We start from the raw sequence: 19579 nt of genomic DNA on the forward strand, positions 1-19579 counted from the left end.
TAGAGCGAGTTAGATGGATAAACTCCGCCCGGTGAGCCGGAATTTATCTAGGACAAATCGAAGATGATTATCGCTCGACAGTTGAGTGACTGTGACAAATCAACGCACCATCATGGATTTACGCTTCACGCTAACGACGTACTAGAGATCCTAATCTTATGCGTCCTAGAAACGCTCACTAGCGTTCCTTTGGTGATAATCGCCGAGAGGCGGCGCTTGCCATGTAGCCTTCCAGGGACGCCATAGATTCCAGACGGGTGATTTCCGGCCCTAATTCATACCACGCATGCCGCTTTGCGAATTGATCAGCTCCCATCTCACCGGCTTCAGATCCCACGCTTATTACTCCTGTAACCGTTCCAACCACCGGTATTAGACCCAAGATTGTAAGTCCTCGTCCGGCAATACTGAAGCCAGATTTTACCGTTTCTGCTAATTCTCGGCTCCTCCATGCATCAGAAATGGCTTCTAACAAGTGCTCTTCGCCTCCGGAGGGGTTGTCGACGAGAACGTCCTGAAAGCGAGAAGCGTATGCGCGGATCTTGTCATTCGACTTGATATTTGACAGTGACGCAACGTCTGGGCTCCGGAACATGAGTCCGACCATCTCGATGTATCTGTCCAATTGATCTGCGTTGAACGTTCCCGATAGTTCGTTGGCTAGTGATTGTCCGCCAGGCAGATACATGGTTGAAGGGGCAGAACTAGCAGCCACAACTTCGAGTTCAAGCAGTCTTACGACAAGCGCCCTTCGCCCTACTGAGGAGATCAAGGGGCACTCATATTCCCGCATCAATAGGATATCCACTATACAGTCGTCAATAACTTGGCTTTTAAGGTTTTCGGAAACCCTCGAAATAATCCGAGCGATCACTTGGTCTCGAAGCAGATCTCCCACAATAGGCCTAGTTAGCGCCTGACTCTCGTACACTGGATCCCAGTCGGCACTTAGCGATAGGGATGGAATGTGGATCTTGCGGTAATCGTCTGTGACGTGGGCGTCTGGGTACCCAAAGTCAGCAGCGGCCATCACAATCTCATCGAAGACCACGGTGCAGGCAAGAGCTAAGTCTTTGAACTTGTCCACGTTCCCGTAAAGGTGACGGTAATAGGGATGCTGGGGTACTTTCGGGTCTGCCCACTCACTGCCACTTTGCATCCACCACAGCAACGCCCCTGCATACGGGTGAGACAAGATAATTTTCATGTCAGCATCCTGTCACGAAGTACGTTTCGAGCTGATTCCAACTAGCGTTTTCCGCCCCTCGAGTCGCAGGGTCCGTTCAGCCAGGGTCGCCGGCAGCAGGCATCGAGAGCTAGACGAAGTCCTTCGGTTAGATGGGGGCATGGCTGCGTATGCAGCTTCCTTGTTCATGACTCATCGATAGCCGACGTTATGTCAACCTACGTTGACGCTGGTGTACATCCGTCCCCCCAAGCGGAGGGCAGGCGCTCATCTCGTGCTCACACAGCGGAGTAGTCGAGCAGTTGAGCCGGCTCCAAATCGACTACTGGTTCCCACTCATCTCGATCAACTTAGGTTGCTCAGGCTACTACCTGCCCTGCTTCATCCTCCGAGGGTCGCTCGCGCCCGATATGCTCGAAAGACGTGAAGTGGAACTGATCGAACGGGGAATCTGTGGGCGGGTGGCCGAAGGACGCCGACGCGAAGAAGGCCATCAAGGCGCTAGAGAAGGATTTCGCCTGGGTATACGACACCGAGGTCGGGAAGAGTGCTCACAAGGTCGGCACCCTGATCTGTGGGCAGGGATGCAAGGTTTCCGTCAACGGGACCGCTAGAAACACCGCTCGTGCGCTGTGGAAATTGGCTAGAAAGTGCTCCCATGGCAAGGGTCCGGACCGCCCGCAGTGGTGACGTAACCGATGTTGCAGATCGCCAACACCGATGATGTACTAGCTACACCACTACCAAGAGGAACCAACCGTGCGTGACTTCAACTTCACTGTCCACGTTCGCGGCCTTGATCTCGATGACGATGACCAAGTCGACCGCCTCTACGACGCACCATTTTCCATTACAGCCCATTCGTCTGACGCTGACGTAATGCTGTCCGCAACCGTTGAAGCGGAATCAGACGTTCAGGCCTGGCAAATCTTCAATCGCTTTATGTGCGACCACAACCCCGATGTTCATCTAGCTCGTCTTGATCTTGACTTAGTTACTATCTCCGAAATCGCAGAGCGCTGTGATGCAAGCCGTGAAACTGTGCGTTTGTGGACCACCAGAGCTCGGCGCGCTGATTTCCCACCAAGCCTTGCTGTCGCAGGAAATGTCAAGCTGTGGGCTTGGGCGGACGTGTTCGAGTGGCTAGAGACAAAGGGGGTTCCGGCGCTAGGCGTATACGACGAAGCTCCTCTTAGCTTCAGCCTCGTCGAGACATGTAATGGGACTCTCGCCCGACGGCGTGGGAATGGCAAAGGCAACCTGTCTGCGGATTGGCTTACGATTCCTCGAGCTGAACAAAAGGTCATCTCCTTCACGCCGCAAGCAGCAAAGCAAAACTGGTCCGTCACGAGGCACACGAATACTCAAGCACCAAGGGCGAAGGCGCACGCGTGACGGAAAAAACAGAAGTAACACCTGTGCCGATCGAATCGATCGAGCAGATGGTCAATGAAGTGGCACTCTCGAGCATTGATTACTTCGAGCTATCCGCTCGCTCGAAGGCCGGCTTCGGTGACGACATAGGCGCCGATGAAAATCAACCGCCCGAGATCAAGCTGACCATACAAGGCATCGCAGGGAAGTTCCGGGTCCGCCTTCACGTCTTTGTTGCTGCCGCGCTAGGAGAGGTCGTTGTTGATCTAGCAGTAACTTATGACCTCGACGAAAAGTATGAAGTGCCGCAGGACATTGGAGTCGACTTTGCCAACCGTGTAGGTGTTATGGCGTTGCTTCCCTATGTAAGGGAGGCAATACACTCGCAGACCTCAAAGGTGTTCGGGGAAGGCTTACTGATGCCTATCTTGCGGGCCGGCGATTTAGAGTTTTCCCAGGAAGAGTCAGTCGTCGAGTAATCAGCACTAACTAATTACCAAGCCAAACGACTCGCTGTGAGCACTAGGTGAGCTCACACGCCAGGACTGCGCTGAACATGAAGGGTCATCTGCCCCATGGACCCCTTTTGGATTTCGTGATGGCGCAGCAGAGGGTCTAGCGGTGAAGCGTGAGCAGCACGGAAACCTCCCCGTGAAGTAGCCGGCGCCTCAAGCCCGCGGGTACGAATGTGAAAGCGATGAGTACGCGTGCCTCGGTCTGCCGCCTGTAGTGCCGTCCTCCAGTCGGGCTACGACCGCGGGCGACTTTCATACCCCTTCCTAAAGGCGAATGGAATGCCGATAACTTAGATTATGTCAGGTAGCGGTTCGGGAAGGGGCCAAACCCCTCCTACTCGGCGCTCTCCGATGCAATCTCGTCGAAGGCTGCAGCAAGTTCATCGGCAGCCGGCAGGGCGCGTCGTTCCGCGGCCGGCAGGGTCTCGTACGTGTAGGTGGATACGGCCATCGGTGACTCGGACCGGCCAAGGGCGTAGCGGACGGTGTGGTCGTTCTTGCTGCCGCAGATCAGGATCCCGACGGTGTCGTTATGGGCCTCGCGGCGGAGCTTGTCGTCGACCAGGGCGACGTAGAAGTTCAGTTTCCCCGCGTACTCGGGCTGGAACTTCCCGGTCTTGAGCTCGATGACGACGTAGCGCAGCTGCTCGACGTGAAAGAACAGCAGGTCGATGTAGAAGTCATCTCCACCGACTTCGAGGTGCACCTGCCGACCGACGAACGCGAACCCGGGACCCAGCTCCCGGAGGGTATCGACGATACGGTCCATGAGGGCCTGCTCGAGATCACGCTCGGCAACCTCGCCGGAGAGCCCGAGGAACTCGAAAGCATACGGATCCTTGGCGACCTGCTGGGCGAGCTCGGAATCGCCCGCTGCGAGCTGGCGGCTGAAGTTCGACGGCGCGGTACCGGTACGCTCCATCGACTTGTTCATGATCATGTTCATCAGCACGTTCCTGGACCACCCGTACTCCACGGCTGCCGCAGCGTACCAGTTGCGGGCGTCAGGGCCGAGGTTCTTGTCGAGGATCGTGCGGATGTGACCCCAGGGCAATTGCGCCACAGGCTGTGGCGCAATTGCCTCCCCCGGCCACTGGCGGGCGAAAGTCGCCATGTACTGCAGGTTCCGCGGCGAGAAACCGGTCATGTCCGGGAACTCTCTCCGAAGGTCATCAGCAAGACGTGCGATGACCCTACTCCCCCACCTGTCCTGCTCCTGACGCGCCAATACGTCTCGACCAATCCCCCAGTACAGCTCAATCAGCTGCGTATTGACGCTCCGCTGGGCGCTCAAACGGGCACCACGGACGCGATCCTTCAGCGCCTGCAGGGTTAAGCCGTAGTCATCAGGCAAGGCGGCGTCGGAAATTGTCATAGGACCCATCCTTTCAGGACCATCCACCTCGGAAGCCCAAAGCCCTGCAATGACCGCCAGGGCCGTCGTAACGCTTCTGGGGCGCGTGTAGGCGCAAAATCCCTCACTCGTGGCTCCATGCCAACTCACCATGTATCCACCCGCCCTGACCGGAAAGTCTAGGATTTGGCTGCCAGCGCAACCGATCCGAGCCACCCGTGCACGCATGTACCCTGTTGCGACGCCCCCACAACGATAGGACTGAGATACACCATGGCAACGGATTACGACGAGCCCCGCGTTCGTCCGGAAGACCAGCCGGCCAACGAGTCGCTCGAGGCTATCCAGGCCCAACGCAGCAGTACCACGCAGACCGCCGTCATCGACGTCGAGGACGGCGACACCGCCGAAGGCTTCGACCTGCCCGGCGCCATCCTCGAGGAAGAACTCCTGGTACAGGTCATCCCCGTTCAGGAGGACGAGTTCACCTGCATGTCGTGCTTCCTGGTGCACCACCGGACCCAGCTCGCACGCGAAAAGAACGGCGACAAGTACTGCGCCGAGTGCGAAGGGTGACCACGTAGGTGAGGGCTACGCCGTCCCTAGCACCTACAGGGAGCGGCCGTTATCCTTCTTCGCCTGATCAGCTCGACGACTCGCTGCTGCCGCGTCCTCCTTTCCTGATGCCACATCCCGCGCCTGACGCTCGGCGGCAGTGACTTTCCGGCTCTCAATCAGCTCGGCCTGCCGCTGACTGAATCCTGCACCAGAGTTGGTACGACGTGCAGCCACGTCATTCTTGTCACTCCCAGTTGTCTCCTTCTGACTCGAGTCCTTCGTATCAGACGTTGGTTCGCCTGCAGCCGCTGCTGCCTGTGCGCGGTGCCTGGCAAGCACACGAGCGACGGCGGCCGACATATCGTCACTCTGCTGCGGTACCGGTTCGGCCTGTACGGCGTCCACGATCCGTGCCTCGCGCTGCTGCGGCGCCGGTAGCGGGTCGCCGGATGCGGCGCGTTCTGCACGCATCCGGTCAATGACGCGCCGGGCTGCGGCCTGCTCGATCGTCATCCGGTCCGCGATCGCTGCCTCGTCCGCTCCCTGCTGGATCTCCCCGGCGGTCTTCGATGGGACGGTGGTGAGTTCGCTGTGCTTGTGCAGGGCGGTGGCGCGCTCGATGAGGCGGCGCGCGGTCGGGTCGTCCCGGTACTGCTTGGGGATCAGCGCCGTCTCATGGCTGCCGATGTTGTACCGGTTCCGGTACGCCTCAGCCTCGGCCGCGATGCTGTGCCACTCGGCAGCCTTCACGTCCCTGCCAGGCACGGGCCCGAGCGCATTCGTCCACGCGGGCTTCTCTTCCGCGAGCTGCGCACCCCGGACCATCACCCTCTGCCCGAGGTACGCCCGCAGACGGTCAAGCTCGGTCCGGTAGGACGCCGGCACCAGCTCATCGCGCAGCAGGACGGACGGCGCGAGATCATCGCTGACCGACGTGGTGGCCGCTGGACGCATGCTCCCCGTGTTGGCCGTGCTGGCCGTGTTGGCCTGTGGCAGTGCGACGGCGCGGAGCTGCTGCTCGTACCGGATGGCGTCACCGATGGTGATCTGGTGTGCGGTGCGGGGATCCTCCCCGCGTGCGGTGCGCTCGATCGCGGCCTGGGCCGGGGAGAGATCCTGCCGGCGTTCCAGTTCGACGGTCATCGCCTTCACCATCCACTGGTCCTTCAACACAGTTCTCTGTGTCTCTGTGTTTCCTGGTGTGGTGGGATCGATGGACTGCACCCGCTGCAGGGCCGCGCTACGAGCACCGGTGAGCTTGTCGGTCCACATGAGCGCGAAGGGGCGTGCCGCCCATTCCCTGTCCAGCCCCGTGTCCATCGGCACTTCGCCGGGCGAGCGGCGCGGCAGCTCGGCTCCTGTTGCGTACTTCGTGGCCTGGTCTGCGAGGCGGGCCAGGTGCTCATCCGACACCGCGCCGAGGGGACGGTGATCGGCGTTGGTGAGGAGGCTGGTGGCGGCGTCGATGCGCTGCTCGAGCCGGTACGCGAGGACGGCTGCCGGGTCCTGAGCTCCATCGAACCCGCGAAGGTGACCGGTGTCAGTGTGCCGCCCGCGTCCGGTGCTGTCCCTGTTGCTGTCGCGGCTAACGCCGGCGGCCTGGGCCAGCAGTGCGGCGGGGTCGAGTCCCTGGGTTTCTGCTGCGCGCAGGTGGGTGGCTACCGCTCCCCATGCCTCGTGCGAGGTGAACTGAACGGCGGTCCGTGGTCCCATCACCTTGGCTGCGATGCTCCTGGTCTTGGCTTCCCATGCGGCGTTCTCGACCTCGTTGTAGACGCCGGCGAGGGTGGCGACGTCACCAGTTCGGACGGCTTCAGTCCTGACTGCTTCGTGCGCGGACAGGGTGCGGTCGTAGTTCGCGGTGATCGTGGACAGGACGCTGTCGCGGGTGACGGTCTGGTCGTTGTCGTCGCCGAGGGCGACGTAGAGCCGGTTCGTCTCGCGTCCTCGGGTGGCTGCGACGTAGGCGCCGGCGCGGTCGGTCCGATCGTCGAGGATCGCGTGCGCGGTGTCTACGGTGGCGCCCTGGGCGCGGTGCACGGTCGCGGCGTAGCCGAGCTGGCCGTGCTCGTGAAGGTAGTCGGCGTCGACGGTGATCCGTCCACGGTGGCCTGCGTGCCGGAGGGTGATGCGCTGCCGCTCCTCCCCTGCAGCTGCATCGGCGACTGTGTTGGTGGCGGGGTCGGCGGTGACCTTTTCGACGATCCAGACGTCATTGTTCTTGACGAAGTCCTTACCTTGGTTGACCTGCAGTGTGCGGTCATTCTTACGCGTGACGACGGTGTCGCCGGCATAGGCGCGCAGGCCGTCGCGGAGGACCACGGACGGTGTTGCCTCGGTGATCGGACCGGTGCCGTCGGTGAGCTCGCCGGTGGCGATGCGGGCTGCCTGGGCGCGGGAGTTGAGGTCGGTGACGGTCGCGTTGTCGGTGGCGACCAGCAGCGAGGCCTTGCCCGCCTGGGTGTCGGCCATCCACGCGGCGAGGGCGTCCCGCGTCATGGCTTCAGTGGTACCGGCGGTGACGCGCTTGTTCTCGAGGTACCAGTGGAACGGGGTGTCCACGCCGGCGGCGGGTGGCTCGCGCAGCGCCAGGGACGCCTCCGACTCGCCTTCAGTGCGGAAACGGTGGACTTCCTCAAGGCGGACGGCTCCGACCTCGTTGTTGAGCAGGCGCAGCGCACCACCGGAGCCGATGGCGCCGAGCTGGCGGTCATCCCCGATGGCCCTGACGACGGCGCCATTGCAGGCGGCGACGGCGGCGACCTCGGCGAGCTTCGGGGTAGTGACCATGCCCGCCTCGTCGACAATAATCACATCCCCGGCACCGAGAGCGAAAGCACCTGCGCTGGCGCTCCTACCGGCTTGCTGGTTGCGGTGGGTGGCCAGGAACGCGTCGATGGTCGTTGCTTCGGCTCCGAGGTCCCCGCTCATGACGGCGGCCGCGGCGGCGGTGGGCGCGAGTCCGACGACCCGTCCACCGTTGTCCCGGACGGCGTCGGCGGCAAGCGACAGGCTCGTGGTCTTACCTGTTCCCGCGGGTCCGATGCCGAGGGTGAGCAGCTTCTCGTCGGTGGCGAACGCACGCGCCAGGTCGATCTGACCTTTGGACAAGGCGGGTCCACCGCTCGTGGCCAGGGCTTCTGTGTGCTGGGCGAGGATCTTCTCGAAGCGTTCCATCGAAACGGCCGGGATGACGGTCTTCTGTCCAGCGGCGAGGATCCTGTGCTCGGCGTTCAGCACCTCGTGCGAGGTGAACAGGCCACCGTCGGCCTGCTGGAACTGGCTTGATCCGTCCGCGCGCTGGAACTCGCGCAGGCGAGGCGCGATGACCTCCGGGGTGACCCGAAGACTGTGTGTGCCTGTGACGGAGCGGGTGACCTTTTCCACGGTTTCGTCGGTGATGGTCTGCCTGGGAAAGGCTTCTTTGAGGTGTCGGCGGGTCTGGGCGATGACGTGATTGCGGCCCCATGAAGCGCGCTTGGCTGACAGTTCGTGGACGATCTGGCGGGCGTGCTCGTGCACGTTGAGGTCGGCGACGCTCGGACCCACCCGGGCGCCGTCGGATGTGCGGGGTCCTGCGTTGCGAACGTGCTCGAGGAGGGCCGTTCCGACCGGCATCCCTATGCCGCCGTCCAGCCCGGTGCTGTAGTCCTTTTGCCATTCCTCAACCAACTCGGAGAGGCGGCGGGCACTCTTCTTCTCCGGTCGGGTCTCCAGTGTGGCCTGCTGTGCCAGGGCGATCTTCTGCTTGTCGGAGGGCGCGTACCCGTGCTTATGGGTGAACTCGGCTTCGAGCCGGTTGATGGCTCCGGCAATGTTGGTACGCCTTGAGGAGGCCCGGTGGATGCTGTCCAGGTCGATGCCGGCGACCTCGTACACGGGCTCCCCGCCGCTGGTGGAGCGGGCGACGGCGCTGACGCCGAGGGATGCGCAGACCTTCTCGATGACCTTCGCGTTGTATGTCTCGGACGCAGCGACGCCCATCCTATAGAGGGTGCGCCCGTCGATGGAGGACCACTTACCGTCGATGCCCATGACCTTGTTCGCGATGACGACGTGGTCGTGCAGCTGGGGGTCCCCCGCCCGGGAGTCGTAGTGCCGGAACTGGGTTGCTACCAGCCCTTCCTTAACGTCGACCTGCCGGACACCGTTCTTCCCGCGGCGGGTATAAAGCGCGTTCTTCTCGAGGAAGGTGATCGTCTCGGCGATGGCTTCGTTGTGCGCGGCCTCGATGGCTTTGCGGGCTTCGTCACCGCCGAGCGCCCACAGCAGGGACACGGATTTGGCGGGCGAGAACACCAGGTCGTACCCGGCGACGGTCTGTTTCGACGGGGTGATCTGCGCGGTAATGTACCGGGCGAGTTCTTCATTGCTGCGGGCGTTCCGGCCGTGGGACTCACGGAACAGCTCCCCACCGACCCGGGAGCGGATCTCGTGCATGACCTCTTTAGGCAGCGCCTTGTCCGCGTTGTCCGCGCCGCTCCACGCGGGACCGCTGGTGCGCCGGAATCGGGCTACTTCCTCGTCGATCCGGCGGGTCATCGTCGTATTCGCCGCATCGTACTGGTGGTACTTCTGACCCAGCTTCACATCACTCGCCGTTCCACCGGCGGCGAGGATACTTGCGGCCTCGGGGTGGAGCCCTTCGCCGAACAGGGCTTTCATCTGTGCTTCGGTGACCTCGCCGGTCACGCCCAGCAGCTGCTCTGAGTGTCCGACCCACTGCCCGGGAGGCATGCCCTCGACGGTGTAGTAGTCCCCCAGCTCCCGGTCGCCTGCGCGCAGCTCGTCGCCGCTGGCTACTTCTGAGGTGTAGTAGGCGTAGCCGTCCCCAGCGCTGAGCTTATGGACGGTCATCACCTTCTCATCCTTGCCCACTCCCCCACTGCGTCCGAGGCGGCACGCCGCGCAGAACCGACCTCAGTTATCGGGATGCAAGAGGTGTGACAGATTGTGCTGGTTGGAAGGGTACGAAATCGCATGGTGACGACGGAGGAGGAAGCCCAGATGAAGCGCCATGGAAACCAGTACGATTGGTCCATCGAATCTCGATGCGGTTGTGCACATGAGAATGAGCGGTGGGTAACACGGTTTTCGTTATCCACCGTTCGTTCGATTGTGTGGAACCGCGAACGGACGTTATCCACCAGGTGGGCAGCATAGAGACGTTGGGGTATCTCGGAGCTGTCCACGTGTGGTCAACGTCCGTTCGATCCAGCCCGAGCGTCAGCGAGGTCCGCATGGGTATCTCATGGGTGCCGGCGGTGGCATCGGGCATGGTCGGTGATCGGTTGGGGGTCCGCCCGTGGTGGACAGTCGCTAACCGTTAGGTTTGGTGGGAAAGATGCGCCGGTTCGCAAGTCGCGGCCGGAGCAGGATCAGCTACAGGTCTTGAACGCAGGATGAGTGAAGGGGACGAGTCATCATGGCAGCACCGAGGAAGTCAGCGCAGCAGGTCGCGGCACGGGAGAAGGCGAGGGCGAAAGCCCAGGAACTGACCGAGCGGCACGAGCGGTTGATTGACCTGGCGGCGCAGTTCTTCGAGCAGGAGCAGCAGGCCGAGCAGATCCGCGCCGAGGCGCGGGAGCGGGCCGATGCGATCCTGGCGAAAGCCGAGCAGGACGCCGAGGCGGCCGCGAAGGAAGCCGGCGCGAAGGTGCAGCAGATGCTCGACACCGGCGAGAGCCGGGCCGCGGTCGCGGCCCGGCTTGGGCTCAGTGCCGCCGAGATGAAGCGGGCCCTGGACGGGGCCGGCACCAGCTCTTCAACTAGGGACGCAGGAGACGCGGAGACCGAGCCTGCGCTGGCGGCGACAGCGGACGACGTCGCAGAGCAGGTCGCCGCAGAGACGAAGGCCGCGTAGCGGGTGAGGCTCCGACGGCATGAATCCGGGCTGGGATTTCTGGTCCTTGGTAGTGCCATCGCTTGCGTGACTCTTGCCCTCATCGTCTTCGGTGCAGCCGCTGTGACGTGGCAGCCTTTCGTAGCTCTCGTTGCTGCTGCTGGTTTGGGGATCTGGCTTTTCCGCTTCGGCTCGCGTCATGCGTGGGTAGCACTACTGGTTCTGGCCGGAACACTGGCCGTGTTGTTCTTACTCGCGGGCAACTCCGAGGTCATCCGGTCGGTGCCGGTCACGTGGATATTCGGTTTCGCAGCCGGATCAAACTTCGGTGTGGCGTGGAGGATGACGGCTCGCAAACCGGCGGCGTTGTCGGCCGCGAGGTAAGTCGGATCGTGTCGGTGTGTGGCGCGGCCGTGGCGCGCGTACCTGGTGCGCGGCACCGGAGCCGGGTCGAGGTTGAGTGCGAGGACGGCGGTTCGTCGCCGGCGACCACAGCTCGAGGTTCCCGTAGCGGCGGCGAACCGCCCCGCCCACCAGCGGCGAGTTGACCGGTTTACGCTTCCCTGCCCTGACTGCCCGGGCCGGGGCTGGTGGTGCAGGGTTGTTGCTCCCTGCACCACCGGTGCCCGGTGCTACTCGGCCGCGTACTCTTCCGCGATCATCTCCTCCTCGTCGGCGTGGACTTCCTCGAACGTCTCGCCCGGCTCTGCCTGCGCTTCCGGCTCGTCGTCCTGAGTTTCGTCCTGCGTCTCGACCGGTTCGGTGTCCTGCGTCTCTGGCGCGGGTGCCGGTGCTGGCTTCGGGGTTGGTGCGGGTGCGGGGTGGGTGATGAGTCGTTCCACGTCGCTGAGTTCGTAGCCCCATATGGCCAGTTGCGTCAGGTAGTGCTTGGCGGTGGGATCGGACCCGCGCCATGACTGGCGGTTCATACGCTTCTCGTATCCTGCGAGGACCATGGCGAGGGCGTTGGTTTCGTGGCGGGCGTTGGGGCGGCTGGTGATTTTCGCCAGCTCCGAGCTGGTGCCGTACCCGGTGGCCTTTGGCTCCTTGCCGGTGAGCAGTTCGGCGGCGAAGTCGCTGTGCTTGGAGAGTCCTTCGGCGACGGTGTACGCGTGGACTCCCATCGCGTGGGCGACGAAGCGGAGGGCGTTCTTCGGGGCGGTCTTGCCTTTGAGCAGTCCTTTCACGAAGTTGATGCGGACCACCTCAGCGGCGTCCCATGCCTTGTTGTTCTCGATCACGGTCCGGCGTTCGGCTTTGTCCTCCTCGCTCATCTTCCCGGCGCGGGGCGCTCCGGGCTTGGTGAAGCCTGCGGCCTTCCAGTCGGTGTTGATGTAGGTCGTGCTGACTCCCGAGTAGGTCCACCGGACGTAGGCGGCGTCTGCGTCCTTGACTGTGAGTGCACCGCCGTCGGCGGTGCGCAGGTCGCCGATCTTGGCCATGGGTCCCTTGCAGTCGTAGTAGGCGATTGAGTCGTCCTCGATGAGGGTCAGTCCTGCGGCTTCGGCTTCGGCCTTCGCGGCCGCGACAGCGGCCTCTCGGGCGCGGTCGTCGCGGATGCGCTGGGCGGTGTGGTCGAAGCTCTGCGGGTTCTCCTTGGCCGTGGTTTCGAGCTTCACGATCGCTTCGGTGTCTCCGGCGAATTCCTCGATCACTGCGGCCATGTCCAGCGTCATGCCAGCGGCGAGGAACGCGGTCGCGGTGTCGTCGGCGCGGACTTTCAGGGCCGCGTCAACGGTGGTTTTCTTCGCCCCGGTCTTGCGGGCGATCTGCGTTGCCGACACACCGAGCAGGGACAGCTGGTGGAATGCTTCGGCGCGGTCGTGGTCGGTCAGTTCGCGCCGCTGGTCGTTCTCCACGATCTGCTTCGCGAGCCGGTCGGCTTCGGTGAGGGAATCGACGACGTACACGGGGATGGTGTCGAGGTTGTTCTCGACGGCGGCGAGGGTGCGGCGCTGGCCGTACAGGACGTGCAGGGTGCCGTCCTCGGTGCGGTGGGCGACGACGGGCTGAATGACTCCGTGCTCCTTGATGGAGGACAGGAAAGCCTTGTCCAGCTGGGCATCGGCGCGCACGTTCGTGTCGATGGTCAGCTGGGCGGGGTTGATCTGTTCCAGAACAGACATAGCGGTTGTGCTCCTTAGCGATGCAGGTGAGTGGTGTCGGGACCCTTGGTGACCAGCAGTGGATCCTTTCCCCGTTGTTTTTTGCCTGCTGGCGAGCTCGCTCGCTCGTTCCCGACGGAGCAGTGTGCAACCCGGAGGGCGGTGGTGGTGGGAAACCTCGAAGGAAATAAGCGACGAAGGAGCGCCGTAGAGGTTTGTCGCCGGCACCGTCGGCGCAGCCGATTGACGCTGTGGAGCGGGGACGGATAATCCGAAGGACAGCAGCAAAAACACCCGGATTGGATGCGACGAAGGAGCAGCCTGGCCGGAACAGGCCGGAGCGAAGCGAGAGGACCATTGCCCTGGGTGGAGCGCCAGCGGAAGCCAGGGGAGCATGAGAACTGCCGGCCATCCGCAGGCGCCGGCCACCTTCCGGTGGGCACGAAAAAGGGCGGCATGGCTGGTGGCCGTACCGCCCTGAATCGAGCTGTTTTGCTGACTGGCCGGGCGCCTACTCGAAGAGATCCTTGTCCGCGGCCGACGTCCAGGTGAAGTCGACGCGCTCGGGGTGAGAGAACGTGACGGGCGCGGCCTGGATACGGTCCTCGAGCATGTCCTCGAAGCTGGGTGCCGCGAGCTGAGGCACGTGGACGGTCAGGCTCTCGCTGAATGGCTTTGCCAGGGTGATGCTCGAGGCGGGTTGCGCGATGTAGTCCGTGGTTCCCATGGTCGTTCCTTCCTGGTCGGTGGCTTGGGTTTCACTGTACGTGTCGGCCCTGTCAGTGCTGGGTGTGGTGCCCGGCTGGTGCTGCGCGGTAGGTGGAGCTCGTGGCTGGGGCCGGTGGACGCGTCAGCGTGTATGGCGGCGGCCGGGGGAGCGTGCGGCGGAGGCCGCCGCCCGCGCACCCATGGAACGCCCGGGCACCTGAGTCCTGCGGCTGGGGACGGGAAGAGGGCCGGACTCCCGTGGGGGTGGGTGTCCGGCCCTCGGCCTGGGATTTAGCTGGTCCCGTTACCGGGTGTGCCTGCTAATGGGGGTAGGCGGTGCGCTCGTTCTGCGCGGCCAGCGGGAGCAGTCCGTGCCCGACCATTTCGCGCATCAGCCGTGCGAGGCGATGCCGGTGGTCGACCTCGATGGCCTTGTCGAAGTAGGCTGCGGCGACGGAGGACGATCCGCGGTACCAGCGGAGCCAGCCGAGGAAGCAGAACAGCGGGGCGCGGTCCTCGGTCGGGGTGTACGCGAGGATATTGACCAGCAGGTCCTCGGTGGCTTCCACGCGGGACCAGTCGGGCTGTCCCTCGTACCGGCCGGTAAGGACCTGCTGGTAGGTGGCCTCGTCGTCGGCGGCGCTGATCGCGTCGGCCATGATCCGGTCCCGTACCGGCTTGATGAACAGCCATCCGGCGAGGTCGCATGCCTCGTTCTCCTCGACGTTCTCCCCCAGTGCTTCGTTCCACTGGGCGCGGGCGATGCGCATGCTCGCGTGGTCGAAGTCCAGCTCGTCCGGCACCCCGCCGAGGTGCACGAGGTAGGTGAACTCGGTGATCGTGGTGTGCGCTTCGTCCGAGCCGATGAACGCGGGATCGGCGGTCAGCTTCGCCGGTTCCTCCTGCGTGCTGTAGCCCCGGTAGATCAGCTCGGCGTTGATCGCGCTGTCGCGGATCTCGTCCGAGGGGTTGAGGTCGCAGCATCCGTTGTCCTCGCAGAAGTAGGGCATCCAACCCCTGTCGGTGATCAGCCAGCCGTTGCGCAGGCTGATCCCGACGTTCTCCAGCTCGGCCTCGATCGCGCGTGCGTAGGTCATGTAGGGCTTGGCGTCGGGGTTCTCGCCGGTGCGGGCGGCGTCGGCTACCTCGTTGGTGTAGACGAACATCAGGACGCCGTCGGCGGCGGTGTCCGCGAGCAGGTAGTGCAGGGCTACCTTGGCGAAGTCGGCGGCGGGCGTGGTGTCGGCGGGGATACCGATGCGCAGGGTTGCTCCGGTGGAATTGCCGCGCAGGGTGACGAACGCGAAGGACTCGCGCGGCTGGAAGCCGAGCGCGTTCGGGATGTAGGCGAGCATGTCAGCGGCCGTCGTCGCGGTCAGCTGGTGGCCCTTCGGGGTGTTCTCGTTCACGGTGTTGCTCCTTCGATGCAGTGGTGGCGTCGGGACCCTTGGTGACCAGCAGTGGGTCCTTCCCCCGTTGTTTTTTGCCTGCTGGCGAGCTCGCTCGCTCGTCCCCGACGGAGCACTGTCAACCCGAAGGGCAGGGCCTGCCGGATACCTCGAAGGAAATAAGCGACGCAGGAGCGCCGTAGAGGTTTATGGCCGGCCCCGTCGCGCAGCGATTGACGGTGTGGAGCGGGGGCGCATAATCCGAAGGACAGCAGCAAAAAACATCAGGGTCGGGTGCGACGAAGGAGCGCCCGGGCCTTGTCAGGCCGGAGCGAAGCGAGAGGACCGTTGCCCTGGTTGGAGCGCCAGCGGAAACCAGGGAAGCACTACAGGTGACACACCCGCGGCCGCCGGCCCCGCATCGTTTGTCCCTGGGCCGCAGCAGCAGCAGTAGGTGAAAGCCCGGAAGGCTAAGCGGGTAACCGTTCACGGTGGCGGCCGCCGGCTACCGGAGGGTTAAAAGGTGGAAGCGGGAGGCTGCACCACCAGCTCCCGCTTCCGTACTGCTTTTCTTGCATTCCCCTGCATCGAGGAAATCTATGGGGCCCGGTTCTTCTCTTCCTCGAGAGTCCGTCGGCCTGGCCGGAGGGCTCCCGGTGCTACCGGTTCCCACTTCCTGCCATTGTTGTGCTTGCGCTGCAGGCGTTTCACTTCACGCATCACAGCTGCCTCGATCAAGTCTGTCACAGACCGGTACCCCTCAGCATTGCCTGCGGCAAGGAACGCAGCCCGCACCTGGTCAGCGTCGTCTTGTGTGAAGTACGGGGTGAAAGACGCCGGCTTGCTCTTGCTCACCTACTAATCCTCGTCATCGAAGGCTCCCGGCGGCGGCGGCGGCGGTGGCTTGGTGTCACCGCGCAGCTGTTCGAGGTCAGCCCTGCTGTAGGTCTGAATCAGGTCCTTCCACTCTGCTGGCAGCTGGAACTTATGCAGCGGGCAAAGGGTGATCTGCTCATCCGCGACATAGGCCCAGAGCTTAGGTGTTCCGTTCCCGGTAGTGGTCAGTGGGGATGTCCGACCGCACTCGGCGCATTCCGCGACGCGTTCGCTCGTTCGCGAGTTCATGGGCATCCTTCCAGTGTGTCAGCGCACCGCCTAGGTTTCGTGCTGTCCGCCGGCGTGCTGGAATGCCGCGCAGCGGCTTTAGATGATGTTGCCGTTAGGCCAGTCATAGAGCCGGGCGAGGCGGACGATGGACGTCGGTGTGCCGTCCTCGGTGAACTCGAACCCTGAGTGTTCATGGCTTCCGCCGGCATGGGCGATCGCTGCGAGGACGAGGGCCAGCACGTCACGGTCCAGGCCCGGGATGACGTCGCCGAGGTCGACCAGCGCTCCCCCGTCCCCAAGGGACGCGACCAGCAGCAGGAACCGGCGTTCGCCACCGGAAAGCCCTCCAAGGTTCTCCTCGATCGCCTCAAAGTCGACATAGGGCCAGCGGCTGCCCATCCCGATCCAGGGCTGCCCCGGCCTGGCGAATCGGCCCTCATGAGCCCGGATCAGCAACTCCGTTGCTGCCTCGATCGTGTAGGTGCCTTTCGCCCAGGACCTCAGCCCGCAGTGATGCTCGTTCGTGAGCGCTTGCACCTCGGGAGTGCTGGTCATGGGCTATCTCTCTCCTACTAGGCGCCCTACAGGGCAGGTCGCTGTGATTAGCATGGTGCGTTGGTGGCCAGCGTAGGGCCGGCCACCAACGGTTGTCCCGCGATGCTGTGCAAGCTGCGGGCTAGAACGGCGGCTCGCTCTCCGGCCCGTTGCCCCATCCACCGGCACTACTAGAACCAGCTCCTGCAGGGGCTCCCCACGGATCATCGGCGGGCTGCTGCTGCCACGAGTTGCCCGGCTGCGCTCCTCCCTGGAGCCCTCCCCCGCTCTGGGCGTTGCCTCCACCGGCACCGTTGTTACCGGATCCGCTGCGCTGGATGCGGGTGACTTTCGCCGAGGCGTAACGCAGGCTCGGTCCGACCTCGTCGACCTCGAGTTCCATGACGGTGCGCTTCTCGCCTTCCTTGGTGTCATAGCTGCGGGACTTCAACCGGCCCTGGGCGATGACCCGGGTTCCCTTGGTCAGGGTCTCAGCGACATTCTCGGCCGACTCGCGCCAGACATTGCAGCGCAGGAACAAGGTTTCCCCGTCCTTCCAGTCATTACTCTGCCGGTCGAACGTGCGCGGGGTGCTCGCGATGGTGAAGTTCGCGACCGCTGATCCACTGGGGGTGAAGCGGAGTTCGGGATCCGCGGTGAGGTTCCCGATGACGGTGATGACGGTTTCTCCGGCCATGATGCTCAACTACCTTTCGTATGGGTGCTGGTGTTGTCGTTGAATGTCGGCGCTGCTGGTAGCTACCGGGTTGTTCCTGTGCTGCCGGACAAGGCTTGTAATGCAAGGCTTGTTTTACAAGCCTTGTCCGCGGCTGCCTACTTGCCATCGAGGGCGATGACCTGGCTTATCTTGGTGGGGTTCAGGCCGGACCAGTGGTCCTCGCTGCCGTCCTTTTCGTAGACCACGACGGGTGCCTGGCTGTAGCCGAGCTCGTCGGTGACGTAGGCCAGCGCCTGGTCGTTGGTGGTGATGTCCACGGTGACGAACTGGACGCCGGCGGCGTCGAACAGTTCCTTCGTCTTCTTGCATCCGAAGCACCCGGTGGGCTTCTCGAAGATGGTGATGGTCATGGCGCTCAGTCCTTGGTTACGTATCGGTTTTAGTGAGAGTCGACTGCTGTGCTGCTGGTACTAATTCTACCGTTTATCCATCTGAATAAACAGCACTTATCCTGCACGGATACGATTATTTTCGACTCTTGTTTTCGTCCACTGGGCCAACGATTTCCAGCTGGGACCAGTTCTCGCGCGGTTCTCCGGCGGCTTCGTGGAAGTGCTGGTGGTTGCGCAGCTCGGGGTGGGCTTCGATGTAGCGGCGGACGTCTTCAGCGCATATGTCGGCCTTGTCGTAGACGGGCTGGATCCAGTCATTGTCTTTGGGATTCTTCTGCAGCCAGGCGAACATTGCATCTTCGTCGACGGCAATTCGGACGTAGTCGGCCTGGGTAACAGTCCGGTTCATGGAGAACAGCATTTCGGGCATCAGTGCTTGCCTGCTTTCGGGCTAGTGGATGAGGCTGGTGAGGTCGAGGGCCGGGCCGCACCCCGCCCGATGGGGCGGGGTGCGGCCTTCGTCAGCGAGTCCTAGCAGCGGTGGATGCATCCGTAGGGCTTGGTGAACTCGTCGTCCAGCTCCTCGGCCGTGGCGGGCAGGTGGGCCGGCCCGTCTGCTTGTCCGTGCTTCCAGTACCAGAAGACCTCTGCGGTGATCGCCTTGTGGCACGCGTCCTCGGCGCGGTACCAGTGCGTGTAGGTGTCGCCCTCAATGTAGGTCCCGTACCCGTACAGGGTGCCGACCTCGTCTCGGTGGGTGGCGGTGGCGAAGAAGACGTAGGGCCAGGACCCGGCGTCCCATCCATCGGTGCCCCACGCGCCCATGACCTTCCATGGGCTGCCGGTGAGGGTGTCGAGCCAGTCGTACCCGTCGCCGGTGCGGTCATCCACAGGCAGGACCGGGGCGGTGATGGTTTCCTCGGTGTCCTTCGTGGTGGTGCTGACCAGAACTGCGGTATCAGTATTCAGAGGGTTCATGGGGTGTTGCTCCTTATCGATGCAGGTGGTGAGGTCGGGAGGCCTTGGTGACCAGCAGTGGCCTCTCTCCCCCGTTGTTTTTTGCCTGCTGGCGAGCTCGCTCGCTCGTCCCCGACGGAGCAGTGCTCAACGCCGTAGGTGCGAGGGTGCACCCAATCCTGGGAGGAAATAAGCGACGCAGGAGCGCCGGACAGGATGGGTGTGCCCGATGCCGGCGGAGCCGGTTGACGCTGTGGAGCGGGGGCGCATAATCCGTAGGACAGCAGCAAAAACGTCAGGGTTGGATGCGACGAAGGAGCGGCCTGGCCAGAACGGGCCGAAGCGAAGCGCAGGACCATTACTCTGGTCGGAGCCCTAGCGGAGACCAAGGAAGCACTAGAGCCGGAAAACTTTCTTTGTTGGCCACCCGCTCCCCGGGGAGTGGGTAATCCTCGTTTCACTTGAAGGTGACGATATGTCATCGAAAGCTCAGAATCACGCGGTTCTAGGAGAAGCTGTCAGATTCTAGGCTTGCAAATACCTCGCGCCTGAACTGCAACTTTTGTCATTGCAATAAGGAATAATGGTTCGGATGAGCCACAACACCGGTGACAAATCAGTTCCTACCCGAAAGGTCGGTTCAACCGCGGGCATGAACACCTCATCAGCAATCGCCGAGATGGCTTCCGGGATGCTAGGCAAGACGGACTTCTCCAAGGCCCTCGGCCTGAACACCTCATCCGCGATCATCGACCTGGTCGACAGCCTTCACGACAAGACGGACTTCTCCAAGGCCCTCGGCCTGAACACCTCATCAGCAATCGCCGAGATGGCTACCGGGATGCTAGGCAAGACGGACTTCTCCAAGGCCCTCGGCCTG

The 19579-nt window shown here is 63.1% G+C and carries 18 protein-coding genes; 5 read left to right on the plus strand and 13 right to left on the minus strand.

Translation table 11 applies throughout. The annotated features are described in order from the left end of the window. Positions 1 to 178: 178 nt before the first annotated feature. Positions 179 to 1207, minus strand: coding sequence for a hypothetical protein (locus ACX80U_RS18715; RefSeq protein ID WP_459269492.1), 1029 nt, complete (start codon positions 1205 to 1207; stop codon positions 179 to 181). 738 nt (positions 1208 to 1945) lie between these two features. Between ACX80U_RS18715 and ACX80U_RS18720 the strand changes: the two genes are divergently transcribed. Together ACX80U_RS18720 and ACX80U_RS18725 are read left to right on the plus strand one after the other, a co-directional pair. Beyond that, complete coding sequence (locus ACX80U_RS18720; RefSeq protein ID WP_459269493.1) at positions 1946 to 2581, plus strand: helix-turn-helix transcriptional regulator; 636 nt, start codon at positions 1946 to 1948, stop codon at positions 2579 to 2581. After that, positions 2578 to 3039 carry a hypothetical protein gene (locus ACX80U_RS18725; RefSeq protein WP_459269494.1) on the plus strand — a complete coding sequence of 154 codons (462 nt, stop codon included), beginning with the start codon at positions 2578 to 2580 and terminating at the stop codon, positions 3037 to 3039. The genes ACX80U_RS18720 and ACX80U_RS18725 overlap by 4 nt, the downstream gene beginning before the upstream one ends. 370 nt (positions 3040 to 3409) lie before the next feature. Here the strand turns inward: ACX80U_RS18725 and ACX80U_RS18730 are convergent, their stop codons facing one another. After that, entirely contained in the window at positions 3410 to 4450 is a 1041-nt protein-coding gene (locus tag ACX80U_RS18730) for a PDDEXK nuclease domain-containing protein (RefSeq protein WP_459269495.1), read from the minus strand. Positions 4451 to 4702: 252 nt separating this feature from the next. On the opposite strand from ACX80U_RS18730, the gene ACX80U_RS18735 reads away from it, so the two are divergent. Continuing rightward, entirely contained in the window at positions 4703 to 5005 is a 303-nt protein-coding gene (locus tag ACX80U_RS18735) for a DUF4193 domain-containing protein (RefSeq protein ID WP_459269496.1), read from the plus strand. Positions 5006 to 5038: 33 nt separating this feature from the next. On the opposite strand, the gene mobF is transcribed toward ACX80U_RS18735, so the two are convergent. Continuing rightward, positions 5039 to 9844: a MobF family relaxase gene (gene mobF / locus ACX80U_RS18740; RefSeq protein WP_459269497.1), complete on the minus strand. Its 4806-nt coding sequence runs from the start codon at positions 9842 to 9844 to the stop codon at positions 5039 to 5041. A gap of 568 nt (positions 9845 to 10412) precedes the next feature. Between mobF and ACX80U_RS18745 the strand changes: the two genes are divergently transcribed. Further along, positions 10413 to 10850 (plus strand): hypothetical protein, encoded by a 438-nt coding sequence (locus tag ACX80U_RS18745; RefSeq protein ID WP_459269498.1) that lies wholly within the window; start codon positions 10413 to 10415, stop codon positions 10848 to 10850. 611 nt (positions 10851 to 11461) lie between these two features. On the opposite strand, the gene ACX80U_RS18750 is transcribed toward ACX80U_RS18745, so the two are convergent. From ACX80U_RS18750 to ACX80U_RS18795, 10 genes are all read right to left on the minus strand, one after another. Continuing rightward, positions 11462 to 12955 carry a ParB/RepB/Spo0J family partition protein gene (locus ACX80U_RS18750; RefSeq protein WP_459269499.1) on the minus strand — a complete coding sequence of 498 codons (1494 nt, stop codon included), beginning with the start codon at positions 12953 to 12955 and terminating at the stop codon, positions 11462 to 11464. Positions 12956 to 13445: 490 nt separating this feature from the next. Next, on the minus strand, positions 13446 to 13661 hold the full coding sequence (locus ACX80U_RS18755) for a hypothetical protein (protein ID WP_459269500.1): 216 nt from the start codon (positions 13659 to 13661) through the stop codon (positions 13446 to 13448). Between the two features lie 301 nt (positions 13662 to 13962). Continuing rightward, positions 13963 to 15051: a DUF4192 domain-containing protein gene (locus tag ACX80U_RS18760; RefSeq protein ID WP_459269501.1), complete on the minus strand. Its 1089-nt coding sequence runs from the start codon at positions 15049 to 15051 to the stop codon at positions 13963 to 13965. Positions 15052 to 15627: 576 nt separating this feature from the next. Further along, positions 15628 to 15885: a ParB family protein gene (locus tag ACX80U_RS18765; protein WP_459269502.1), complete on the minus strand. Its 258-nt coding sequence runs from the start codon at positions 15883 to 15885 to the stop codon at positions 15628 to 15630. A gap of 3 nt (positions 15886 to 15888) precedes the next feature. Further along, positions 15889 to 16155 (minus strand): hypothetical protein, encoded by a 267-nt coding sequence (locus ACX80U_RS18770; protein ID WP_459269503.1) that lies wholly within the window; start codon positions 16153 to 16155, stop codon positions 15889 to 15891. A 78-nt stretch (positions 16156 to 16233) separates the two neighbouring features. Next, positions 16234 to 16692 carry a hypothetical protein gene (locus ACX80U_RS18775; protein WP_459269504.1) on the minus strand — a complete coding sequence of 153 codons (459 nt, stop codon included), beginning with the start codon at positions 16690 to 16692 and terminating at the stop codon, positions 16234 to 16236. Positions 16693 to 16813: 121 nt separating this feature from the next. Then, complete coding sequence (locus ACX80U_RS18780) at positions 16814 to 17368, minus strand: single-stranded DNA-binding protein (RefSeq protein ID WP_459269505.1); 555 nt, start codon at positions 17366 to 17368, stop codon at positions 16814 to 16816. A gap of 137 nt (positions 17369 to 17505) precedes the next feature. Then, positions 17506 to 17760, minus strand: coding sequence for a glutaredoxin family protein (locus ACX80U_RS18785; protein WP_459269506.1), 255 nt, complete (start codon positions 17758 to 17760; stop codon positions 17506 to 17508). A 115-nt stretch (positions 17761 to 17875) separates the two neighbouring features. After that, a complete protein-coding gene (locus tag ACX80U_RS18790) occupies positions 17876 to 18172 on the minus strand; it encodes a hypothetical protein (protein ID WP_459269507.1) in 297 nt (98 codons plus the stop codon). Positions 18173 to 18273: 101 nt separating this feature from the next. Next, positions 18274 to 18720, minus strand: a complete 447-nt coding sequence (locus tag ACX80U_RS18795; RefSeq protein WP_459269508.1) for a hypothetical protein — start codon at positions 18718 to 18720, stop codon at positions 18274 to 18276. Positions 18721 to 19291: 571 nt separating this feature from the next. Here ACX80U_RS18795 and ACX80U_RS18800 point away from each other — a divergent pair. Beyond that, a partial coding sequence (locus ACX80U_RS18800; RefSeq protein ID WP_459269509.1) for a hypothetical protein occupies positions 19292 to 19579 on the plus strand: 288 nt, incomplete at its 3' end.

It is taken from the genome of Arthrobacter sp. TmT3-37 (assembly GCF_054510835.1).